Source organism: Pseudomonas sp. NFX1 (assembly GCF_051123555.1).
GTDB lineage: Bacteria > Pseudomonadota > Gammaproteobacteria > Pseudomonadales > Pseudomonadaceae > Aquipseudomonas > Aquipseudomonas capeferrum.
Window position 1 is genome coordinate 2,238,319 of record NZ_CP169366.1, and the last position, 23,277, is coordinate 2,261,595.

General features: G+C 65.1%; 12 protein-coding genes and 1 pseudogene. 7 read left to right on the top strand and 6 right to left on the bottom strand.

Going from position 1 to position 23,277, the window contains the following annotated elements:
- Positions 1 to 164 precede the first annotated feature (164 nt).
- Positions 165 to 1,490 (top strand): MFS transporter, encoded by a 1,326-nt coding sequence (locus tag DJ563_RS09765; RefSeq protein WP_434519391.1) that lies wholly within the window; start codon positions 165 to 167, stop codon positions 1,488 to 1,490.
- 301 nt (positions 1,491 to 1,791) lie between these two features.
- Here the strand turns inward: DJ563_RS09765 and DJ563_RS09770 are convergent, their stop codons facing one another.
- The 3 genes from DJ563_RS09770 to DJ563_RS09780 all read right to left on the bottom strand — a co-directional run bounded on the left by DJ563_RS09770 (position 1,792) and on the right by DJ563_RS09780 (position 4,646).
- Positions 1,792 to 2,607, bottom strand: a complete 816-nt coding sequence (locus tag DJ563_RS09770; RefSeq protein ID WP_434519392.1) for a sugar phosphate isomerase/epimerase family protein — start codon at positions 2,605 to 2,607, stop codon at positions 1,792 to 1,794.
- 55 nt (positions 2,608 to 2,662) lie between these two features.
- Positions 2,663 to 3,715, bottom strand: a complete 1,053-nt coding sequence (locus DJ563_RS09775; RefSeq protein WP_434519393.1) for a Gfo/Idh/MocA family protein — start codon at positions 3,713 to 3,715, stop codon at positions 2,663 to 2,665.
- Positions 3,716 to 3,869: 154 nt separating this feature from the next.
- Positions 3,870 to 4,646, bottom strand: a complete 777-nt coding sequence (locus tag DJ563_RS09780) for an IclR family transcriptional regulator (RefSeq protein WP_033698693.1) — start codon at positions 4,644 to 4,646, stop codon at positions 3,870 to 3,872.
- Between the two features lie 230 nt (positions 4,647 to 4,876).
- Between DJ563_RS09780 and DJ563_RS09785 the strand changes: the two are divergent.
- From DJ563_RS09785 to DJ563_RS09795, 3 genes and pseudogenes are all read left to right on the top strand, one after another.
- Positions 4,877 to 5,110 (top strand): annotated as a pseudogene (locus tag DJ563_RS09785) (FAD-binding protein); the annotation flags it as partial.
- Between the two features lie 172 nt (positions 5,111 to 5,282).
- Positions 5,283 to 13,913 (top strand): GH36-type glycosyl hydrolase domain-containing protein, encoded by an 8,631-nt coding sequence (locus tag DJ563_RS09790; protein WP_434519394.1) that lies wholly within the window; start codon positions 5,283 to 5,285, stop codon positions 13,911 to 13,913.
- A gap of 75 nt (positions 13,914 to 13,988) precedes the next feature.
- Positions 13,989 to 14,720, top strand: a complete 732-nt coding sequence (locus DJ563_RS09795) for a Crp/Fnr family transcriptional regulator (protein ID WP_434519395.1) — start codon at positions 13,989 to 13,991, stop codon at positions 14,718 to 14,720.
- A gap of 165 nt (positions 14,721 to 14,885) precedes the next feature.
- On the opposite strand, the gene DJ563_RS09800 is transcribed toward DJ563_RS09795, so the two are convergent.
- Positions 14,886 to 15,134 (bottom strand): hypothetical protein, encoded by a 249-nt coding sequence (locus DJ563_RS09800; protein WP_033698701.1) that lies wholly within the window; start codon positions 15,132 to 15,134, stop codon positions 14,886 to 14,888.
- A 187-nt stretch (positions 15,135 to 15,321) separates the two neighbouring features.
- Between DJ563_RS09800 and DJ563_RS09805 the strand changes: the two genes are divergently transcribed.
- The 3 genes from DJ563_RS09805 to DJ563_RS09815 all read left to right on the top strand — a co-directional run bounded on the left by DJ563_RS09805 (position 15,322) and on the right by DJ563_RS09815 (position 19,329).
- Positions 15,322 to 15,843 carry a sigma-70 family RNA polymerase sigma factor gene (locus DJ563_RS09805; protein WP_274100649.1) on the top strand — a complete coding sequence of 174 codons (522 nt, stop codon included), beginning with the start codon at positions 15,322 to 15,324 and terminating at the stop codon, positions 15,841 to 15,843.
- Positions 15,840 to 16,814: a FecR domain-containing protein gene (locus DJ563_RS09810; RefSeq protein WP_434519396.1), complete on the top strand. Its 975-nt coding sequence runs from the start codon at positions 15,840 to 15,842 to the stop codon at positions 16,812 to 16,814. Before DJ563_RS09805 ends, DJ563_RS09810 begins: the two co-directional genes overlap by 4 nt.
- Positions 16,815 to 16,986: 172 nt before the next feature.
- Positions 16,987 to 19,329, top strand: coding sequence for a TonB-dependent siderophore receptor (locus tag DJ563_RS09815; protein WP_434519714.1), 2,343 nt, complete (start codon positions 16,987 to 16,989; stop codon positions 19,327 to 19,329).
- A gap of 40 nt (positions 19,330 to 19,369) precedes the next feature.
- Here the strand turns inward: DJ563_RS09815 and DJ563_RS09820 are convergent, their stop codons facing one another.
- Both DJ563_RS09820 and DJ563_RS09825 read right to left on the bottom strand, forming a co-directional pair.
- The gene (locus DJ563_RS09820) at positions 19,370 to 21,469 is read right to left on the bottom strand and encodes a putative bifunctional diguanylate cyclase/phosphodiesterase (protein WP_434519397.1); all 2,100 of its coding nucleotides are present in this window, start codon (positions 21,467 to 21,469) and stop codon (positions 19,370 to 19,372) included.
- 187 nt (positions 21,470 to 21,656) lie between these two features.
- The gene (locus DJ563_RS09825; protein WP_274100599.1) at positions 21,657 to 23,144 is read right to left on the bottom strand and encodes an aldehyde dehydrogenase family protein; all 1,488 of its coding nucleotides are present in this window, start codon (positions 23,142 to 23,144) and stop codon (positions 21,657 to 21,659) included.
- Positions 23,145 to 23,277: the final 133 nt, after the last annotated feature.

Sequence of the window (23,277 nt, forward strand, 5' to 3'; positions counted from 1 at the left end):
CAGCAGCACTTTTGTTCGATCAGCGAACAGTAGCCCCATCTTTGAATTGACGCTCAATCATTCACTGCTCACCATTAAATGACCTTGCGCGCCCATCCCAGCCATGGGCAAAACCGCGTTACAGACGCACTGCCGTTCAAAACAATTTCAAGAAACGACCTCACATGACCCCTTCCAAGTTCAACACTGCCCCCCCCCGCCTCGCCCATGGCTCCATCGGTGACAAGGTGCGTGGCGCCTTCGCCGTCGGCAAGACCCGCTGGGGCATGCTGGCCCTGGTGTTCTTCGCCACCACCCTGAATTACATCGACCGCGCCGCCCTCGGCATCATGCAACCGGTCCTGGCCAAGGACATGGGCTGGACGGCGATGGACTACGCCAACATCAATTTCTGGTTCCAGGTCGGCTACGCGATCGGCTTTCTGCTGCAGGGCCGGTTGATCGACAGGGTTGGGGTCAAGCACGCCTTCTTCGTTGCGGTGCTGCTGTGGAGCCTGGCCACCGGCGCCCACGGCCTGGCCACCTCGGCGGCCGGCTTCATGGTCTGCCGCTTCATCCTCGGCCTGACCGAGGCGGCCAACTACCCGGCCTGCGTGAAGACCACGCGGTTGTGGTTTCCTGCCGGCGAACGCGCCATCGCCACCGGCCTGTTCAACGCCGGCACCAACGTCGGAGCCATGGTCACCCCGGCGCTGCTGCCGCTGATCCTGGCTGCCTGGGGCTGGCAGGCCGCGTTCATCGCCATGGGCAGCCTTGGCCTGGTGTGGGTGGTGTTGTGGGGGTTGAAGTACTTCAACCCGGAAGCGCACCCACACGTGCGCCAGAGCGAGCTGGACTATATCCAGCAGGATGACGAGCCCGAAGCGAAGCCGATGCCGTTTCGCCGCATCTTGCGCCAGCGCGGCACCTGGGCCTTCGCCGTGGCTTACTCAATCACGGCGCCGGTGTTCTGGTTCTACCTCTACTGGCTGCCACCGTTTCTGAACCAGCAGTACGCGCTGGGCATCAGTGTGACGCAGATGGGTATCCCGTTGATCCTGATCTGGCTGACTGCGGATTTCGGCAGCATTGGCGGCGGGATACTTTCGTCGTGGCTGATCGGCCGCGGCGTACGTGCGATCCGCGCACGGCTGATCTCGATGCTGATCTTTGCCTGCACCATTGTCAGTGTGGTCTTTGCTGCCCACGCCAGTGGCCTGTGGGTCGCAGTGCTCGCCATTGCCGTGGCGGTCGGCGCGCACCAGGCCTGGACCGCGAATATCTGGAGCCTGGTCATGGACTACACACCCAAGCACCTGGTGAGCACGGTGTTCGGCTTTGGCAGCATGTGTGCGGCCATTGGTGGGATGTTCATGACACAGATCGTCGGCAGCGTGCTGACGGTCACCCACAACAATTATGCGGTGCTGTTCACCATGATTCCGGTGATGTATTTCCTGGCGCTGGTGTGGATGTACTTCATGGCGCCGCGTGGGGTTGAGGGGGCTTAGTGCCTGGCATTGGATGTGTGTTGGGGCATAGATCGAGCGCCGCCCGCGCGGCGCATCGCGAGCAAGCTCGCTCCTACATTTGTTTCGGGCCAGTGAGGCCTGTGGCATTTGCAGCGACCGCCTTGTTAGTACGACGCGATATTGAGGCGGGCGCCAAAGGGGTCGCGCGCCCATGGCACAGGAATAACTGGCCCGAAACAAATGTAGGAGCGAGCTTGCTCGCGATGCGCCGCGCGGGCGGCGCTCGATCTATGCCCCACCTCAAAACCCAAGCCAGGCACTTGGCCGCCCCTACCCTATCTCACACCCGCGCCAGCACCGCCTTGGCCTTCTCCAGCGCCAGCCGCGCCCGCTGCTCGCCGCTGACACCTTGCTCCAGCAACTGCCGCGTCGGAATCTCCAGGCTCAGCGGCACGCTTGCCGGCAAGCCGCGCAACAACCCGACCAGGTCAGCATCGCCGTCACCGGGGAAGCGCCGTTCATTACGCGCCTGGCGCAAGATCTCGTCCATATCCTCCGGCACCGGGCCGGCCACGTCGCACAACTGGGCGTAGCGCATGCGCTGTGGTGCCAGGCGCGCCAGGTCGTCGAGCGAGGACGCAGAGCGGTTGAAATGGAACGCGTCCACCAGCACACAGCCATTTTCCCGGCTAGCGTTGGCTACCACGCGCATGGCCTGGCGCAAGTCACGAACGTCGGTCCAAGGCATGAACTCTAGATGCGGATGGATACCGTAACCCGCCGCCAGGTCGCACAGCTCGGCAAAGCGCTCAGTAAGGCGGGCCTCGTCCGGGTCGTTGCCGGCAACCAGCAGTTCGGTACCCCCCAACTCGGCACCCACCGCCAGAATGGCCTCGAAATCAGCCACACAGGTTTCAGGCTTGAGGCGCAGGATTTCCAGGTCGAGCACCTTGATACCGGTGTCGCGCAGGCGCGCCTGGGTCTGGCGACGCAACTCGGCATCGGCAACCAGCGGGAAGTGCTGTTCCTCTGGAGTGGCCGCGACCAGGCGCAGGCCCACGTGGCTGTAGCCGGCACGGGCGGCAGCTTCCACCATGGCGGGCGGCGAAAGCTCGAGCACCGTCAGCGCGGCAAGGGAAAAAATACGGTCAGTCATGTTCGTTACCTGAAAGCAAAAAAGGTGTGATCGAAGGTCGCGCTTTGCTCGCGCGTCAGGCGATGATCGCGGGGGCACACGCTCGGCCGCTTTCGGCGGCCTGGCGGATCGCCTCGACCAGGGCCAAGGTACGGGCGCCGTCTGCGGCGTCGGTCAGCGGTGCTTCTTCACCGCGGGCAACGCGCACGAAGTGCTGCAGTTGCAAGGTCAATGCCTCGCCCGCCGGGGTGCCGGCCTCGCTTTGCAGCAACGGCGTGTGCCAACCCGAACCGGCTTCGGCGTACTGCCAGCGCTTGAGCTGCGGAATACTCAGCGCACCCTGGGTGCCCGCCAGCAGGAAGCAGGGCTGGCCATCCTGGCGCGGGTAGATCGGGCTCTCGCCGGACGTCAGCTCCCAGCTCCAGGGTGCAGCCACCGCGTCGGAGCCCGTCAGGCTACCCAGCGCGCCGTTGGCGAACTGCAGCAGTACCGCCGCGCTGTCTTCATTGGCATAACCGCGTACATCGTTGCGGGTGAACGCCTGTACCTGCACCACCTCGCCGCACAGATAACGCAGCAGATCCAGGTCGTGGATCAGGTTGGTCAACAAGAAACCGGCGCCTGGCTCGCGGCGCCAGGGGGTGTCGAAGTAACTGTCGGGCTTCTGCAACTGCCACAGCGCAGTGACGTTGATCAGCCTGCCCAGGGCACCGTCGGCGATCATCCCACGGGCACTGGCGATCAGAGGGTTATGCCGTCGGTGGTGGCCGACCAGCACGGGCACGCCACAGCGCCGAGACGCCTCCACCAGCGCACGGACTTCATCCAGGTGCACGCCCACCGGTTTTTCCAACAGCACCGGCACACCGGCCTGGATGCAATCGAGCGCGGTGGCCACATGCAGGTTATTGGGGTTGGCGACGATCACCGCCTCGGGCTGGACTATCTCCAGCATGCGGCGGTGGTCGGCAAAACAAGGTACCGCGCATTCGGCCGCGAAGGCCTCGGCCTGCGGGCCAGGGTCTGCCACCGCGCACAACTGGGCTTGCGGAACCTGGCGCAGGTGCTGGTAATGCTGGCGGCCCATGATGCCGGCGCCAATCAGGGCGATACGAAGCGGTGCGTTCAACGGAGTGTCCTCTTGTCATTGTTGTCGGGTCACGGATTACGGAACGCTGTTCCAGAATCCACAATCGATAATTTAGAACCACGTTCCGCTTTACAGAAGCACCGCACGCACAGACTGTGCGGTTATCGACCACAAACGCACAGGCCTGCGCCTGTCAGGCAAACAGTTCACTGGCCTGGCTGGCAGCGGACAGCTCGTCGGCTGCGGCCAACAGCTGCGCCGCCAGTTCAGGCAAACGCGTGGGCGCCAGCCGTGCGCTGGGGCCGGCGATGCTCAGCACGCCAATCACTTCGTCGGTACGGGGGCGCCGCACCACGGCGGCCAACGCCGATGTGCCCACTGCCGAGGTTTGCTCGACCCAGGCATAGCCCCGCTCGCGTGCCCGTTGCAGGTAGCCCAGCAGCTCGTCCGTGGAGCGCGGTGCATTCGGGCCGAACTGCGCGGGGTCGGCAATGCCCTGGCGCAACACCATCTGCACGGCATCGGCATCGCTCAGGCTGGCCAGCCAGGCATGCCCGGAGGCCGTGTAGAACAGGGGCGCATCGCGGCCCATGTCGGGGTCGTAGCGCAAACCCGAGCGCGCCCCCTGGGACTTGGCGATCCAAGTCTGGCGGCTACCGTCGATCACACCGAGGCGCACCAGTTCGCCGCTGTCCTGGGCCAGGCGGTCGAGAATCGGCTGGATGATGTCGGCACCACTGCTGGAGAGGTAGCGAAAGCCCAGCGCCACCAGCTTGGCAGACAACTGGTAGCGGCTGTTGTCGCGGTTCTGCCGCACGTAGCCCAGTCGAATCAGCTCGGCCAGCATGCGGTGGGTGGCGCTCTTGGGAATCTCCAGGCGCTCGGCCAGGGTCTGCAGGGCAAGGCCCTCAGGCTCGCCGGTAAGGCTTTCTACAAGACTGAAGGCGCGTTCGATCTGACTACCAGCCATGACTAAGGTCCCTGAAAATGTGGCGAATTCTGGAAGATGATTCCACAAGAACAGCCGCCGTGCAGCAGCGCTACGCCGAAGTGTCCGGTAATCGACCAGTACCACGCGGCGCGGCTTGTATCTTAAGTCCCCACACGGGAAGAATATGGAATCACGTTCCAATAATAGCCCCGGAGTCCCTGCAATGCCCACCGACACCTTGCAAGCCGAATACGACGTACTGGTCATTGGCGCCGGTCTCCAAGGTGCGGCACCGCGACGGCAGCATCGGCCACTTCCCGCACATCATCGAGCGTGGCAAGCCGGGGGTTATCGGGGTACTGGCCAGTGGCAAACGCTTCGTCAACGAGGCATCGGCCATGCTCGAGGCGGTGCCCCAGGGCGAGCAAGCCTGCTCGTGGCTGGTCTGCGACCACCGCTTCCTGCGTCGACATGGCCAGCGTGTTTGGCGGCTGGTACCCCTCCGGCGGTATCAATCTGGGCCCGGCGCTGACCTTCGGCTACGTGGCCGGGCGGCATATTGCCGGGGCTCACGCACCGGAATGAGGCGGGTCTGTACGCTACCGAACAGACCGGCACGGCCTGGCCGGCGCACACTGCCCACCTGACCGGTCAGCTCACGGCACCCGACTCACCATGGACAACCCTTGGCTTCGCGCACTCACCTACGTGCAACGCCTGGCCAACCGTGCCCGGCGCTGGCGTGCGCCGCGCCACACGTTCACCTACGAAAGCCTGCTGCGCTCGGAGCTCTACAGCGCCCAGCAACTGGCCGACCATGGCAGCTGGCTGGCCAGCCAGCACCGCTTGAGCAAACTGCCGGCCGACGACTCGCTGCTCGACCGCCTGGCCGACAACGAACGCATGCTCTACGCCAGCTGTTCGGCCCTCGCCAGCGCGCTGCCCGACGCGCGCCCGACCTTGCCTGCGGCGCAGTGGCTGCTCGACAACTTCTACTTGGTCGAAAGCCATATCCGCATTGCCAAACGCCACCTGCCGGCCGACTACAGCCTGCAACTGCCACGCCTGGACACCGGCGCTTCGAGCGGCTTGCCGCGGGTCTATGACATTGCCCTGGAAACCATCTGCCACGGCGATGGCCGGGTCGATGCCGAGAGCCTCAGCCATTTCGTCGAGGCCTATCAGCACACCGCCACGCTGACCCTCGGCGAGCTGTGGGCGATCCCGATCATGCTCAGGCTGGCGCTGATCGAAAACCTGCGCCGCGTCGCCGCCCGGGTCATGGCCAGCCTGGCAGACCGCGACCTGGCCAATGACTGGGCCGACAAGCTTGGCGAAACCGCCGAACGGGATGCCAAGAGCGTGGTGCTGGTGGTGGCCGACATGGCCCGCTCGGACCCACCCATGACCACCGCCTTCGTCGCCGAACTGGCCAGGCGACTACAGGGCCACAGCAGCACGCTGACCCAACCGCTGGCCTGGATCGAGCAGTTGCTCAGCGAGTCGGCCTTGAGTATCGAGCGCCATGTGCAGCTTGATGCGCAGCAGCAAGCCATCGATCAGGTGTCGATCAGCAACAGCATCGGCAGCCTGCGCCTGCTGTCGACCATTGACTGGCGGCTGTTCGTCGAACACCTGAGCCACGTCGAACACATCCTCGGCCAAGACCCGGCAGCGGTGTATGCCGCCATGGACTTCGCCAGCCGCGATCACTATCGGCACATCGTCGAACAGCTGGCACGGCATAGCGCCTTCAGTGAAGAACAGGTGGCGCGCACGGCTATCGAGCTGGCGCTGGCCACACACGCACAACCACGCGAGCAGGCAGCGCACGTCGGTTATTACCTGGCTGGCGATGGCCTGCTGCTGCTCGAACGGCAGCTTGCTGCGCGGGTGGCGCTTGCCGAGCGCTGGCAGCGCCTGTTGCACCGGGCGCCGCTGGCCTTCTACCTGGTGCCGGCGGCGCTGCTGTCGTGCCTGCTGGCCTGGGGCTTCGTGGCCGGCATTGCCGCCGAAGGCTGGCCCACCTGGGTGGCAGCGGCCATGGCGTTGCCGGTGCTGCTGACCACCAGCCGGCTCGCCCTCGGCCTGGTCAACTGGCTGGTGACGCTGACCGTGAAGCCTGCGTTCCTGCCCCGGCTGGACTACACCGAAGGGATTCCCGTCGAGGCCCGTACCCTGGTCGTGGTGCCCAGCATGCTGGGCGCTGCCGGCGACGTCGAGGAACTGGTCGAAGGCCTTGAGGTGCGCTTTCTGGCCAACCGTGACGAGCACCTGCATTTCGCCCTGTTGACTGACTTCATGGATGCCCCCGAGCAGACCCGACCCGACGACATGGCCCTGCTCGACCTTGCCAGCGACGGTATTCGCGCATTGAACGCGAAGTACCCGAGCGGCGCCGAGCGCTTCTTCCTGCTGCATCGCCCCAGGGAGTGGAACGCCACCGAGCGCTGTTGGATGGGCCGTGAGCGCAAGCGCGGCAAGCTGGCTGAGCTCAATGCCCTGCTGCGTGGGCGCGGCGCCGAGCGCTTCATGCGCATCGTCGGCGACCTGCGCGCGCTGGACCGGGTGCGCTATGTCATCACCCTGGACACCGACACCCAGTTGCCGCGCGATGTGGCGCAGCAGTTCGTCGGCGCCATGCAGCACCCGCTGAACCGCGCACGTTTCGATGCCACGAGCGGTCGCCTGCAGTCAGGCTACGCGATCCTGCAACCACGGGTGGGCATCAGCCTGCCCAGCGTGTCGCGCTCAACCTACGCGCGGCTGTTCGGCAGCGATGCCGGGGTCGACCCCTACACCCTGGCCGTGTCGGATGTGTACCAGGACCTGTTCCTCAGTGGCTCGTTCATTGGTAAAGGCATCTACGCGGTGGATGCCTTCGAACGCGCGCTGGAGGGGCGCTTTGCCGACAACCGAGTACTGAGCCACGACTTGATCGAGGGCTGCTACGCCCATGCCGGTCTGCTCAGTGACGTGCAGTTGTTCGAGGCCTACCCGGCACGCTACAGCGCCGATGTGAAGCGCCGCCACCGCTGGATACGGGGCGATTGGCAACTGCTGCCCTGGCTGCTGCCGTGGCTACGCACCGGGGTGCAAGGCCAGAGCGGGCTGAGCGCGCTGTCGCGGTGGAAGATCGTCGACAACCTGCGCCGCAGCCTGGAGCCGGCCGCCCTGCTGAGCGCGCTGCTGTGGGGCTGGCTGGCCAGCGCCTCGCCGCTGCTGTGGACGCTCGCGCTGCTGGGCCTGCTGCTGACCCGCCCTGTGCTCGATTCGCTGCTCGAACTGCTGCGCAAGACCACCGATGTGCCGCTGGCCGAGCACCTGCTGGCGGCCCTGCACACCTCAGGTATCTATTTCGTGCGGGCTGGGTTGTCGCTGGCCTGGTTGCCGTTCGAGACCCTCTACAGCCTGGATGCGATTTGCCGCACGCTGTGGCGCCTGGCCGTGAGCAAACGCCGGCTGCTGCAGTGGAACCCCTCGCGGGATGACGAACGCACCAGTGCCGATACCCTGCAAGCGTTCTATCGCGAACAATGGGTACAACCCGGGCTGGTGCTGTTGCTGGTGGGGGCATTGGCGATGCGCCCGAGTGAGCTGTTGCTGGCCGCCCCCATCCTTGCCCTGTGGCTGCTTGGCCCGGCCCTGGCCTGGTGGCTCAGCCGCACGCGGGGGCGCAGCGCGTTCGCGCCGCAGGCACAGGAGCTGCGGTTTCTGCATCGGCTGGCCCGGCGCAACTGGGCGTTCTTCGACCGGCATGTCGGGCCTGATGAAAACTGGCTGCCACCTGACAACCTGCAGGAACCGCCTTTCCCCAGCATCGCCCACCGCACGTCGCCGACCAATATCGGCATGGCCCTGCTTTCGCACCTGGCAGCCCATGATTTCGGCTACCTGACTGCCGCCCGACTGTTCCAGCGCCTGACCCAGATGCTCGACAGCATGGGCCAGCTGGAGCGCTACAAGGGGCACTTCTACAACTGGTACGACACCCAGACCCGAACACCATTGCACCCGCTCTACATCTCTGCGGTGGACAGCGGCAACCTGGCCGCCCTGCTGCTGACGCTGCGGCCAGGGCTGCTGGCGATGGCCGATACCCCTGTGCTGGACCGCCGCCTGAGCCAGGGCCTGCTGGACACGCTGGACATCCTGCGCGAAGCGTTCACCACCGCGGGCCGTGCCGACGACCCGCTCCAGGCCCTGGGCAAACAGCTCTGGCAAGCCCATGAACAGCCAGGCCCGCTGCCCGCCTCGCTGCTGGAACAGCTCGCCGAACAGCTACAGGGGCTGATCCAGCAGTATGCGCCACGCGCGGGCGAGACCGACGACTGCCTGTTCTGGTTGCAGGCGCTGCACCAGCAATGCCTGGACCTGGGCGGCGAAGTGCAGGCCTTCCAGTTGCCACCTGGCAACGACGACCCCACGCTTCAGGCGCCATTGAGCTGGCGCCAGCTGGCCGAACTGCTGCCAGAGCAGTGGCCCACCGCCGAACGCCCGGCCGTGGCCGACATACGCACGCTGGCCCGCCAGCGCATCGCCCAGTCGCAAAGCCTGGCGCTGCGCATCGCCGCCATGGCCGACATGGACTTCACCTTCCTCTACGACAACCAGCGTGACCTGTTCGCCATCGGTTACAACGCCGATGAACATCGCCTCGATTCAGCCTTCTATGACTTGCTGGCATCGGAGATGCGCCTGACCAACTTCGTGGTCATCGCCCAGGGCCAGGTGCCCCAGGCCAGCTGGTTCGCCCTGGGCCGGCTGCTGACCAGCAATGCCGGGGTGCCGGTGCTGTTGTCCTGGTCGGGTTCGATGTTCGAATACCTGATGCCGCTGCTGGTGATGCCGAGCTACGAAGGCACCCTGCTCGACCAGACCTGCCAGGCCGCCGTCGAGCGGCAGATCGACCACGGCAACGTGCTGGGCATCCCCTGGGGCGTTTCAGAGTCGGCCTACAACGCCCTGGACGCTCACCTGAACTACCAATATCGGGCCTTTGGCGTACCGGGCCTGGGCCTCAAGCGCGGCCTGGGTGAAGAACGGGTGGTCGCCCCCTACGCCAGTGCACTCGCCCTGCTGGTGGCGCCAGGCGCCGCCTGCCGAAACCTGCAACGCCTGTGCACGCTGGGGCTGGCCGGCCGCTTCGGGTTGTACGAGGCCATTGACTACAGCGAGTCACGGCTGCCCCCCGGCCAGCAGGCCGTGGTGATCCGCTCGTTCATGGCCCACCACCAGGGCATGAGCTTGCTGGCCCTGACCTCCCTGCTGCTGGACAAACCCATGCAACGACGCTTCGCCTCAGACCCGCAGTTCCAGGCAAGCATGCTGCTGTTACAGGAGCGCGTACCGAAAACGGCCGCGCCCTACCTGCACACCCTGCAGGCCCCGGCCGTGGACGCTGCGGGCCAAACCGGCGAGACACGCTTGCGGGTGTTCAGCGAGCCGAATCGGCGTCACCCCGCCGTGCAGTTGCTGTCCAACGGCCGCTACCACGTCATGGTCAACCATGTCGGCAGTGGCTACAGCAAGCGCGACGCGATGGCGCTGACACGGTGGCGCGAGGACGCCAGCTGCGACGCCCTGGGCAGCTTCTGTTACCTGCGTGACGTCGCCAGCGCAGCGTTCTGGTCAACCACCTACCAACCGACGCGGCATCGCGGCAAGAACCAGGAGGCGATCTTCAGTGATGGCCGCGCCGAGTTCCGCATCCGTGAAGGCGACTTCGACTGCCACACCGAAATAGCCGTTTCCCCTGAGGACGACATCGAACTGCGGCGCCTGCACCTGACCAACCATGGTGACCAACAGCGCACCCTGGAGCTGACCAGCTACGCCGAGGTGGTGCTGGCACCCGCCCTTGCCGATGCGCTGCACCCGGCGTTCAGCAAGCTGTTCGTGCAGACCGAACTGGTCCGCCCGCTGCAGGCCATCATCTGTTCCCGGCGGCCGCGCTCGCAGCAGGACGCCGTGCCGTGGATGTGCCATGTGCTCGCGGTGCATGGCGCCGACATCGATGCCGTGTCCTACGAAACCGACCGCGCCCGCTTCATAGGGCGCGGCCGCACGCTGGTCGCCCCGGCGGCCCTGGACGCGCAGACAGAGGCCTTGTCCGACAGCGCCGGGGCGGTGCTTGACCCGATCGTGGCGATCCGCTGCCGTATCAGCCTGGCACCCGGCCAGAAAGCCACGGTCGACCTGGTCACAGGGGTGTCCGACAGCCGCGACGCCTGCCTGCAGCAGATCGCCAAGTACCGCGACCGGCACCTGGCCGACCGGGTGTTCGACCTCGCCTGGCCACACAGCCAGGTGCAGTTGCGCCAGCTCAACGGCTCGCTCAGCGATGCCAGCCTGTTCGAGCAGATGGCCGCTTCGGTGATCTACCCCAATGCGGCGCTACGGCCCAGCGGCGTCCTGCTGGCCGACAACCGGCGCAGCCAGTCAGGCCTGTGGGGCCAAGGGCTGTCGGGGGACCTGCCGATCGTGCTGGTGCAGATCAGCGACCCGGCCAACATCAACCTGGTCAAGCAGATGGTGCTTGCCCATGCCTATTGGCGACAGAAGGGCCTGGCGCTGGACCTGGTGATCTGGAACGAAGACCAGGCCGGTTACCGCCAGCAATTGCAGGATCTGATCATGGGCATCGTCACCTCCGGCAGCGAGGCTGCGCTGCTCGACCGCCCCGGGGGCATCTTTGTGCGCCCCGCACAGCAGCTGTCGGCAGAAGACCGCACCCTGGCCCTTTCGGTAGCGCGGCTGGTGCTCAGTGACAGCCTTGGCACCCTCGCCGAACAACTGCACCACCGCCGCACACCGCCCGCACCCGCCGCGTTCGAGCCAGCCCCGGCAGCCCCGCAGGCGAAAGCCGATAGCCCCGCGCCGGCCCCCGCACCCGCGCTGATGCTTGCCAACCGCTACGGGGGGTACAGCAGCGACGGCCAGGAATACGTCATCCACCACGACCAGGCTCAGCCCCCCCCGGCGCCCTGGGCCAATATCCTCGCCAACCCGCAGTTTGGCAGCGTGCTGTCGGAGGCCGGCAGTGCCTATACCTGGTACGAGAACGCGCACGAGTACCGGCTGACACCCTGGCACAACGACCCGGTCTGCGACCCCAGCGGCGAAACCCTCTACCTGCGTGACGAGGACAGCGGCCAGTACTGGTCACCCACGCCGATGCCGTGCCCCGGCCCTGGCCGCTATCGCACCCGCCATGGCTTTGGCTACAGCGTCTTCGAATACACCGACGACGGCCTGGACAGTGAGTTATGGGTACATGTCGCGCTGGATGCACCAATCAAGTTCAGCCGGCTCAAGCTGCACAACCGCTCGGCGCAGCCGCGGCGGTTGTCGCTGACCTGCTACGTCGAGTGGGTGCTGGGTGACCTGCGCAGCAAGTCGGCCCTGCATGTGGTCAGCGAGATCGATCCGGTCAGCGGCGCCTTGTTTGCCCGCAATAGCTATGCCGAGGGGTTTTCCAGGCATGTGGGGTTTGTCGATTGCGACCTGCCCTTTTACGGTATTACCTGCGACCGCAGCGAGTTCCTTGGGCGCAATGGCGATTGCCAGGCACCGGCCGGGATGCGCCAGGCACGCTTGTCGGGGCGCACGGGCGCGAGGCTGGACCCGTGCGCGGCGGTGCAGGTCAGCGTGCTGCTGCAGCCTGGTGAACGCCGAGAGGTGGTGTTTCGCCTGGGTGCCGGACCCAACGCCGAAGCTGCCAGCCGCTGTGTACAGCAATACCGCGGGCTGCGCGCGGCCATGGATGCGCTGGAGACGGTGCGGGCCTACTGGCGCCAGACCTTGGGCAGCGTGCAGATCGAAACCCCGGAGCCGTCGCTGGACGTGCTGGCCAACGGCTGGCTGCTGTACCAGGTGATTGCCTGCCGCTTCTGGGCGCGCAGCGGTTACTACCAGTCTGGCGGCGCCATCGGCTTTCGCGACCAGTTGCAAGACAGCATGGCCATGCTCCACGCCGCCCCGGCCCTGGCGCGCCAGCACCTGCTCGACTGCGCCGCTCACCAGTATGCCGAAGGCGATGTGCAGCACTGGTGGCACCCACCCCTGCAACGGGGTGTACGCACCCGCTGCTCGGATGACCTGCTGTGGCTGCCACTGGCAACCAGCCGCTACGTGGCGCTGACCGGTGACCGCGCGGTGCTCGACGAGCCGGTCGGCTACCTGGAGGGGCGTGCGCTGAACGCGGGTGAAGAGTCCTATTATGACCTGCCCACCCAGGCGAACCTGGTCGAGAGCCTGTACCAGCATTGCCAGCGCGCCCTCGGGCGTGCCCTGCAGTATGGCGCCCACGGCCTGCCGTTGATGGGCAGCGGGGACTGGAATGACGGCATGAACCGCGTCGGTGAACAAGGCCTTGGCGAAAGCGTGTGGCTGGGGTTCTTCGGCCACGAGGTGTTGCGGGCATTCGCCAGCGTTGCCCTGCGCCATGGCGACAGCGCCTTCGCCCTGCAGTGCAGCCGGCAGGCCGCCACCCTGGTCGAGCACCTGGAGCAGCATGCCTGGGACGGTGACTGGTACCGCCGCGCCTGGTTCGACAACGGCCAGCTACTCGGCTCGGCAAGCAACCAGGAGTGCCGCATCGACTCCGTGGCGCAGAGCTGGGCGGTGCTTTCCGGGGTTGCCCCGCCGGCGCGCGCGCAGGCCGCCATGGCGGCGCTGGACAAGCACCTGGTGCGCCGCGACATCGGTATCGTCACACTGCTCGACCCACCCTTCGACCACGGCGACCTGGACCCCGGCTACATCAAGGGCTACCTGCCCGGCGTGCGCGAAAATGGCGGCCAGTACACCCACGCGGCCATCTGGGCAAGCATGGCCTATGCCCGCCTGGGCGATGCCGCCAAGGCCTGGGAACTGCTGCGCTTGATCAACCCGGTGCGCCAGGGTGCTAGCGGGCTGATCGAAACCTACAAGGTCGAACCCTATGTGATGGCCGCCGATGTCTATGCCGTCGCCCCCCATGCCGGGCGCGGTGGCTGGAGCTGGTACACAGGCTCGGCGGGCTGGATGTACCGGCTGATCGTGGAAAGCCTGCTGGGCCTGCAACGCTGCGGTGACACCCTGCGGATCGAGCCGCTGCTGCCAGCGGACTGGCCAGGTGTAACCCTGCACTACCGTTTTGGCAGCACCCCGTACCGCATAGAAGTGCGCAACGGCGCTGACACCGAACTGACCCTGACCCTCGACGGCCAGCAACTGGCCCAAGCGGTGCTGCCACTCAAGGATGATGGCGTGTTGCACCAGGTGATCGCCGAGTACCAGCCGTCAGCCTTGCCCACCCATTGAGGCCTGCCGCACGGCAGCACCTGCGCGCTGGGCTAACCTTGTTGCTTCAGCCGCAGCCCCCGACGGTGCCAAGCAATGCCCCCTACGTCCAGCCCCCTGCACAATCACTTGTTGGCCGCGCTTTCGGCAGAAACGTTCGGCCGCCTGCAACCGCACCTGGAACGCAGCAACCTGCCGCTCGGCAAGGCGCTCTACGAGTCCGGCGATACCCTGCGCCATGTCTACTTTCCAACCGATGCAATCGTCTCGCTGCTGTATGTGATGGAGAACGGCGCCTCAGCGGAAATCTCGGTGGTGGGCAATGAAGGGTTGGTCGGCATCGCCGTGTTCATGGGCGGCGAGAGCACCCCCAGCCGGGCGATCGTGCAAAGCGCTGGGCATGCCTACCGCCTGCCCGGGCAGCGCCTGAAGGACGAGTTCAACCGCCATGGCGAGCTGATGATGCTGATGCTGCGCTACACCCAGGCGCTGATTACCCAGATGGCGCAGACAGCGGTGTGCAACCGGCATCACTCCATCGACCAGCAACTGTGCCGCTGGCTGCTGCTGTCGCTGGATCGGCTGTCGGGTGACCGGCTGTGCATGACCCAGGAGCTGATCGCCAACATGCTGGGCGTACGTCGCGAGGGGGTGACCGATGCCGCTGGCAAACTCCAGCGGCTGGGGGTGATCGAATACAATCGAGGGCACATCAGGGTGCTCGACAGGGCGCACCTGGAACAGCTCAGTTGCGAATGCTACGCCGTGGTCAGGAAAGAGACCGAGCGCCTGCTCCCCTATCTGCCACCAGCACGCCCCACCCTTTAGCTACGGGTCACGGATAACAGGCCTACGGCCCAATGCTGTTCACTCAAGATCGCCGAGGCCGCCTATAGTATCCGCGTGAGGCCTGTGCATGTTGGCTTGCGCGGTCGTTGTGTAGGCCTTGTGCCGCGATGGGCTGCGAAGCAGCCCTAAGTGAGCAGCATTAGCCTATGGCCTTATCTTCTGCTGTGGCTGATAGCTGTAGCGCTCAGCCGCCGAGGCTCTGGAGGGGTCGGGACGACCTGAACCTTTTTCGCTTTCCCTGGGCGACTCATCGAGGTAGTCATCGCGATCTTCGGGTCGAGAACGCTTGACGTCCTCGCTATCGTCTTCATCTTTCCCGGTTGGCCAGTCTTCGTCTTGCCCAGGTTCGACACCTGTGGCATCGACATCTGTGAAGCGCTTGCCAGTGGTCATACGCACCTCTCAATGCTCAGAAGTCCTGAGCTAAGACGAGTGTGCGCCTTCCAGGCTCGGCGCAGTTTTATATCGGACCAGTTGCCGTCGCGGCATTTGTCGCGCGCGCGTGTTGCAGGGCCGCCAGGCATGTATATATGATAAGCATTATCTTTTGCAGCAATGACTCACCTGGCGGCCGCACACCATGCTCCCTTCCCCTGATCCCCTTTTGTGCGATGTCGCGCTGCTCTACCGCCAGCAGCACAGCTGGTTGACGCGCTGGCTCAGGCAGCGCCTGAATTGCTCGCAAAGCGCAGCGGACCTGGCCCAAGACACCTTCATCCGGCTGTTGAACAAGGAGCAGGTGCCGCAACTGCATGCGCCGCGTACCTTTCTGGCCAAGGTGGCGCAGAGCGTGTTGTGCAACCACTACCGGCGGCAAAAGCTCGAACGCGCCTACCTTGAGGCGCTGGCGACGCTGCCTGAGCCGGTGGTGCCAAGCCTGGAGACCCAGGCGATCCTGCTGGAAACCCTGATCGCCCTCGACGCGGCCCTCGATGGCCTGGAGCGCCCGGTGCGCGAGGCGTTCCTGTTGTCGCAGGTGGATGGCCTGGGGCACGCCGAAATCGCGCAACGGCTGGCTGTGTCGATCACCACGGTCAAGCGCTACATCATCAAGGCAGGTGCACTGTGCATCATGCTCGACCACAGCCTGGACCTGCCATGAACGGCCAGGGCGCAACGTCGATCCCGGGCGAGGTGGCTGAGCAGGCCATGCACTGGCACCTCGAACTGCAAGAGCCGGCCGTCAGTGCCGCCACCCTGGCCGCCTGCATGAGCTGGCGCCAGGCGCACCCGCTGCATGAACATGCCTGGCAACGGACCCAAGTGTTTGCCCAACGCCTGCGCGAAATGCGCAGCCCAGGCCAGCGCCCCTTGGCCCATGCGGCGCTGCGGCCGCAGCAGTCGCGGCGCACTGCGCTCAAGCAGCTGTCGCTGCTGATGGCCGCAGGCGCAGGGGCCTGGTACCTGAAGGACGCCGCGCTGGTACAAGACTGGCGCGCCGATTACCACAGCCGCATCGGCGAGCAGCGGCGCCTGACCCTGGCCGATGGCACCCAGGTACAGCTGAACACCGACAGCGCCCTCAATGTGGCATTCGACCAGCAGGCACGCCGCCTGAGGCTGCTGCGCGGCGAGATGCTGATCATCCGCCCCGCCCTCGCCGATAGCCGCCCGCTGTGGGTGGACACCGAGCACGGCCGCCTTGAGTCGACGCTGGCGCAGTTCAATGTGCGGCTGCACGCCCAACACACCCAGGCCACCGTGTATCAGGGCAGCGTGGCGCTGCAACCTGCCCTGCATGCCCACCCGCCCATCCTGCTGGGCGCCGGTGAACAGGCCAGTTTCAACCAGCAGGGTTTGCTGGCGCGGCAGGCCGTGGCCGCTGTCGCCCCCGCCTGGAGCCACGGCATGCTGGTTGCTCAAGGCCAGCCCCTGGCTGCGTTTATCGAAGACCTGGGCCGCTATCGCCGCGGGCACCTGGCCTGCGACCCGGCCTTGGCCGGCCTGCGTGTATCCGGCACGTTCCCGCTGGAAAACACCGACAAGATCATTGCTGCCGTGGCGGATACCTTGCAGTTGGAGGTGCAGCATTTCACCCGCTACTGGGTGACATTCAAGCCGCGCATGGCCTGACGCAAAAAAAATTGCGCAGGGGTGGTCCGATTTCGCGTCTCACGAGACTTAACCCTCAGCACTTCAAATCAATGGGGGAACACTTGTGAATCGCACCGCACGCAAACGCCAGGGCTGGCAACGCTCAGTCTCGCAGAAACTCGCCGGCGCCGTGGTCCAGGGCATCGCTTACATGGGCGCAAGCGCCCCGCTGCTGCTGATGCCCGCCTGGGCCACGGCCGCCGCACAGGCGCAGGCAGACTTCGACATCCCCGCAGGCCCCCTGGCGCCGGCATTGGCCCGCTTCGGCCAGAGTGCGCACATTCTGCTGTCCTACCCCACCGCATTGACCGAGGGCCGCAGCACTTCCGGGCTTGCTGGCCGCTTCGACATCGACCAGGGCCTGGTGATACTGCTCGCCGGCACAGGGCTTGAGGCCAGCCGCGGCGCCAACGGCAGCTACTCGCTGCAAGCCAGTGCCAGCACAGGCGCCCTGGAGCTGAGCGCGGTGTCCATTTCTGGCAAGGCGCCAGGCTCGACCACAGAAGGCACCGGGCTCTACACCACCTACTCGTCGAGCAGCTCGACGCGCCTCAACCTCACCCCACGCGAGACGCCACAATCGCTCACGGTGATGACCCGCCAGCGCCTGGACGACCAACGCCTGACCAACCTCACCGACGCACTGGAAGCCACCCCAGGCATCACCGTGGTGCGCGATGGCCTTGGCTCGGAAAGCGACTCGTACTGGTCGCGCGGCTTTGCCATTCAGAACTACGAGGTCGACGGCGTTCCGACCAGCACCCGCCTGGACAACTACTCGCAAAGCATGGCGATGTTCGACCGTGTCGAAATCGTGCGCGGCGCCACCGGCCTGATCAGCGGCATGGGCAACCCTTCGGCGACGATCAACCTCATCCGTAAACGCCCGACTGCCGAGGCCCAGGCCAGCATCACCGGCGAGGCCGGTAACTGGGACCGCTACGGCACAGGTTTCGACGTGTCCGGGCCGCTGACCGAAACCGGCAACATTCGCGGGCGCTTCGTCGCCGACTACAAAACCGAAAAAGCCTGGATCGACCGCTACAACCAGCAGTCGCAGCTGATGTATGGCATTACCGAATTCGACCTCAGCGAAGACACCTTGCTGACGGTGGGCTTCAGCTACCTGCGCAGCGACATCGACTCGCCCCTGCGCTCCGGCCTGCCCACACGCTTCTCGACCGGTGAGCGCACCAACCTCAAACGTTCGCTCAACGCCGCGCCGGACTGGTCCTACAACGACCACGAGCAGACCAGCTTCTTCACCTCCATCGAACAGCAACTGGGCAACGGTTGGAGCGGCAAGATCGAGCTCACCCATGCCGAGAACAAGTTCGACGAACTGTTCAACTTTGCCATGGGTGAGCTGAACCCGGATGGCAGCGGCCTGTCGCAGTTGCCGGTGCGCTTCTCGGGCACGCCGCGCCAGGACAACCTCGACCTGTACGCTACCGGGCCGTTCAGCCTGTTCGGCCGCGAGCACGAACTGATCACCGGCATGACCCTGTCCCAGTACCGGGAAAACACCCCGAGCTGGGGCGGCTGGCGCTATGACTACGCCGGCTCGCCCGCTGGGGCCATCGACAACCTGTTCAACTGGGATGGCAAGTCGGCCAAGCCGGCCTTCGTCGAAAGTGGCAAGTCGTCGATCGACGAAGACCAGTATGCGGCGTACCTGACCTCGCGTTTCAGCGTCACCGACGACCTCAGCCTGATCCTCGGCAGCCGCCTGATCAACTGGAAACGCGACACCTCGGACCGGCCTTATGGCGGTGAGGAAACCGAAGTGAATCGTGAGGAAAACGGCGTCTTCATCCCCTATGCTGGCGTGGTCTACGACCTGGACGACACCTGGTCGCTGTACGCCAGCTACACCAAGATCTTCAACCCGCAAGGGTCGTGGGTCACCGACGAGAGCAACAAACCGCTCGACCCCATGGAAGGCGTAGGCTACGAGATCGGCATCAAGGGCACTCACCTGGATGGCAAGCTCAACTCCAGCCTCGCGGTGTTCAAGCTGGAGCAGGACAACCTGGCCATCTGGCAACACGACAACGTCTACAGCGCCGAACAGGACACCACCTCCAAGGGCATCGAGCTGGAGCTGAACGGGGAGCTGGCCGAAGGCTGGCAAGCGTCGGCCGGTTACGCCTACTCGGTCACCACCGATGCCGACGACCAGCGCATCAACACCAACCTGCCGCGCAACAGCTTCAAGACCTTCACCAGCTACCGGCTGCATGGGCCGCTGGACAAGATCACCATCGGCGGTGGGGTGAACTGGCAGAGCAAGGTCGGCGCCGACCTGCACACCTTCAGCCAGGGCAGCTATGCGGTCACCAACCTCATGGCGCGCTATGACATCAACCAGCACTTGAGTACGTCGGTGAACCTGAACAACGTGTTCGATCGCGAGTACTACAGCCAATCGGGCTTGTACGGGGTTTATGGTACGCCGCGCAATGTGATGACCAGCTTCAAGTACAGCTTCTGAACCCAGTGAAGCCGGGGCGCAAAAGCGCCCCGGGCTTCAGCTAGTCCGCAATCACTACCACCTCTTTCAAGCGCTCGCTCGCCGGCGCCGGGCGCCCGTACAGATACCCCTGAAAATGCGAGCAGCCCTCCGCTGCCAGCCGCCGCATCTGCTCTTGCGACTCCACGCCCTCGGCCGTGGTCTTGATCATCAAGCTGTTGGACAAATCGGTAATGGCCCGAATGATCGACATCGCCTCACGGCTGTCGCACATGTCATGCACGAACGACTTGTCGATCTTGATTCGGTCGAACGGGAACGAGCGCAGATACCCCAGCGACGAATAACCCGTGCCGAAGTCATCCAGCGAAATGGACACGCCCAGGTCTTTCAGTGCCCGCAGGGTGCGCACATTTTCTTCACTGTTGCCCAGCAACACCGACTCCGTGATCTCCAGCTCCAGGCGCCGCGCCGGCAACCCCGAGTCGGCCAGGGCCAAGGCCACGGTGTCGACCAGGTTGGCATTCTTGAACTGCACCGGTGACAGGTTGACCGACACCGTCTGCTCGCTGTCCCAGCTGGCCGCCTCCTGGCAGGCCAGGTTCAACGCGCGGATGCCCAGTTCATGGATCAGCCCGGTCTCTTCGGCGATGGGGATGAAGTCCATGGGCATGACCATGCCGCGAGTCGGGTGCTCCCAGCGCAGCAGCGCCTCGTAGCCCGTCACGCTGCTGGTCTGCTGGTCGACCACTGGCTGGTAATGCAGCTCCAGTTGGCCCAGGTGCAACGCCGTGCGCAGGTCGGTTTCGACCAGGCGGCGCTGGCGGGCGGCGACGTCCAACTCGACGTTGAAGCACTCGTAGCGGTTGCGGCCATTGCGCTTGGCCTCGTACAAGGCCATGTCGGCATAGCCGAGCAGTTGCTCTGCCTGGTCGTTGTCGTCCGGGGCGATGGCCACACCGATACTCACACCCACGGTGAACTGGTGCCCCTCGATCTGAAACGGCGGGCAGATCGCGTTGATGAGGCGCTGGGCGGTGTTGCACGCGGCATCGCGGCCATCCAGGCCGGTGAGCACCACGGCAAACTCGTCACCGCCCAGGCGGGCCAGGGTGTCGTGCTCGCGCAGTTCGCGCCGCAGGCGCTTGCCCAGGGCACGCAGCAGCTTGTCGCCGAACGCATGGCCGAGTGAATCGTTGATGTTCTTGAAGTTGTCCAGGTCCAGGCACAGGGCTGCGGTCAGCTTGGCGTTCTCGTCACCGCGCACCAAGGCTTGGCGCAGGCGCTCATGGAACAGCGTGCGGTTGGGCAACCCGGTGAGGGCGTCGTGGTGTGCCATATGGTGGATCTGCGCATGGGCGGCCAACTCTTCGGTGGCATCTTCGGCCACGAACAGCACGTAGTCGGCCTGGCCCTCGCGGTTCTGGCTGAGCAGCGTACGGCTGCGCAGGGTGCGTGGGCCACGCAGGGTGTCGACCCGGGTCTCGGCAGCGTAGCCTTTGCTGCTGCGCGCGCCCCGGGCGAGCTGCTGCTCCAGGTACTCGGCAGCGGCCGGCGCCAGGCTGTCGGCGGGCCGTTGCCCGATCATGCGCGTGCCTGGCCCACCGAACAGGCGCTCGGCCTGCTGGTTGGCCAACAGGATGCGCTGGCTCTCCAGGTCCTGAACGATGACACTGGCGGGGATGTTGGCAATCACCGAGTCGAGAAACTGCGAAAGCTTGGCCATTTCCTGGCTGTACTGCTCGGCCAGTTCCTTGGCCTTGAGCAGCTCCAGCTCCTGGTGGTGGCGTTCGGAGATGTCACGGGTGACCTTGGCGAACCCCACCAGGCGGCCGTCATCGTCGTGCACCGCGTCAATCACCACATGTGCATGGAACGCCGAGCCATCTTTGCGCAGGCGCGAGCCGACCTCTTCGAAACGCCCCGTGCAACGCGCCTGTTCAAGGTTGTATTCGGGCAGCCCGGCAGCCCGTTCGGCATCGTTGTAGAACACCGAATAGTGCTGGCCGACGATCTCGTCGGCATGGTACCCCTTGGCCCGCTGGGCGCCGGGGTTCCAGTTGGCGACGATGCCTTCGGGGGTGAGCAGGTAGATGGCATAGTCCACCACGCTCTGGATCAAAAACCGGTACATGATGTCGGGGCTTGCGACTAGCGACATGAAATTAACCTGAACCTTCGACGGGTACGAAAAGGAACCCCGGCAGTTGCGCGGCGGGGTCTTGTACAGAGGTAGTGGCATTATGCCGCTCACCTGGATTTTGTGAAGTGGATCACAAAATTTTGCTGCACGGTTCTTTGGTGTTTGAAGATTTGGAGGCGGCTGCGCAATCATCCCTGACCCTTGATCAATACCTGATCATCACCGACTTGAGCTCGGTGTAATCCTCGATGAACGCACTGCCAAACTCGCGCCCGACCCCCGATGCCTTGGTCCCACCAAACGGCACCGCAGGGTCGAGGAAGGTGTGCATGTTGACCCAGACCGTGCCCGCCTCGATCTGCGGAATCAACCGCAGCGCCTTGGACAGGTCGTTGGTCCACAGGCTCGCGGTCAAGCCATAGGGGCTGTCGTTCATCAACGCCAGCAGCTGCTCCTCGTCATCGAACGGCAGCACACAGACGATCGGGCCGAAGGTTTCCTCGTGCAGCAACGGGTCGTTGGCATCGTTCGCCAGCACCACCGTGGGCTCGACGAAATAGCCCGGCCGATCGAGCGCCCTCGCCCCGCAGATCACCGTATTGCTGGCACGCGCACGCGTAAAGAAGCCAAGAATTTTCTCAAGGTGCGCAGCATTGGCCAGGGGGCCGAACTGGGCCTCGGGGTCCAGCGCCGAACCTATCTTCAACTGCCCCAGTGCCTCCCCCAGCTTGCGGGTGAAGGCCTCGACCTTGCTGCGGTGCACATACACCCGCTCCGGTGACGCACACACCTGGCCCTGGTGCACAAAGGCCGTTTGCAGAATGCCCGCCACAGCGCTGTCCACATCCACATCGGCCAGCAACGCTGCCGGGTTCTTGCCACCCAGCTCCAGCGTGGCGCGGGTCAGGTTGGCCGCCATTGCGGCCTTGCCCACGGCGATACCGGTTGGCACCGACCCGGTGAATGCCACCTTGGCCACCTGCGGGTGCTCGATCAACCACTGGCCCGCCTGCCCGCGACCGTTGACCACGTTGAACGCGCCCGCCGGGACCCCCGCTTCCACCGCTAGCTCAGCGATGCGCAGCAGCGTCAGTGGCGTGAATTCGCTGGGTTTGACCACAATGGTGCAACCGGTCACCAAGGCCGAGGCGATTTTCCAGATGCCGATCATCACCGAAAAATTCCACGGCACGATCCCTGCCACCACACCCACCGGCTCGCGCAAGGTGAAGGCGGTATAGCGCTCGCCGCCGAATGACGGCAGCGACGGGGTCATGGTCTGGCCGGTGATCTTGCTTGCCCACCCCGCGAAGTAACGCAGGAAGACTACACTTTGGGCGATCTCCAGCCCGCGCGAGAGGTTGATCGACTTGCCCGAGCACAGGGTCTCCAGCTGTGCCAGCTCCTCGGTATTGGCCTCGATCAGGTCGGCCAGGCGGTTGAGCACCACGCCTTTCTGATAAGGCGAAACCTGCGCCCAACTGCCCTTGAAGGCTTGCCGAGCGCTGAGCACCGCACGCGCCACTTCCGCCTCGCTGGCCTCGGCGACACCGCTGATGACGGCGCCGCTCGACGGGTCATGAATGTCGACCGAAGGCCCCGCTTCACCCGCCTGGTACTGGCCATCGATGAAGTGGCCGTGGGGCCTGGCAAGGAACTCGACCACGGCAGGTAACAGCTGGATATCGCTCATGAGATGACTCCTGGAGGGCAGCGAAAAAGTAGGTGCGGGCCGATCTTCAGGCCCTTGCCCACCCGCCTGCCAGCCCCGAAGGGCGTTTTGTCAGGGAGCCTCAAGAGAATGTCACGCTGGCCAAATCACCACC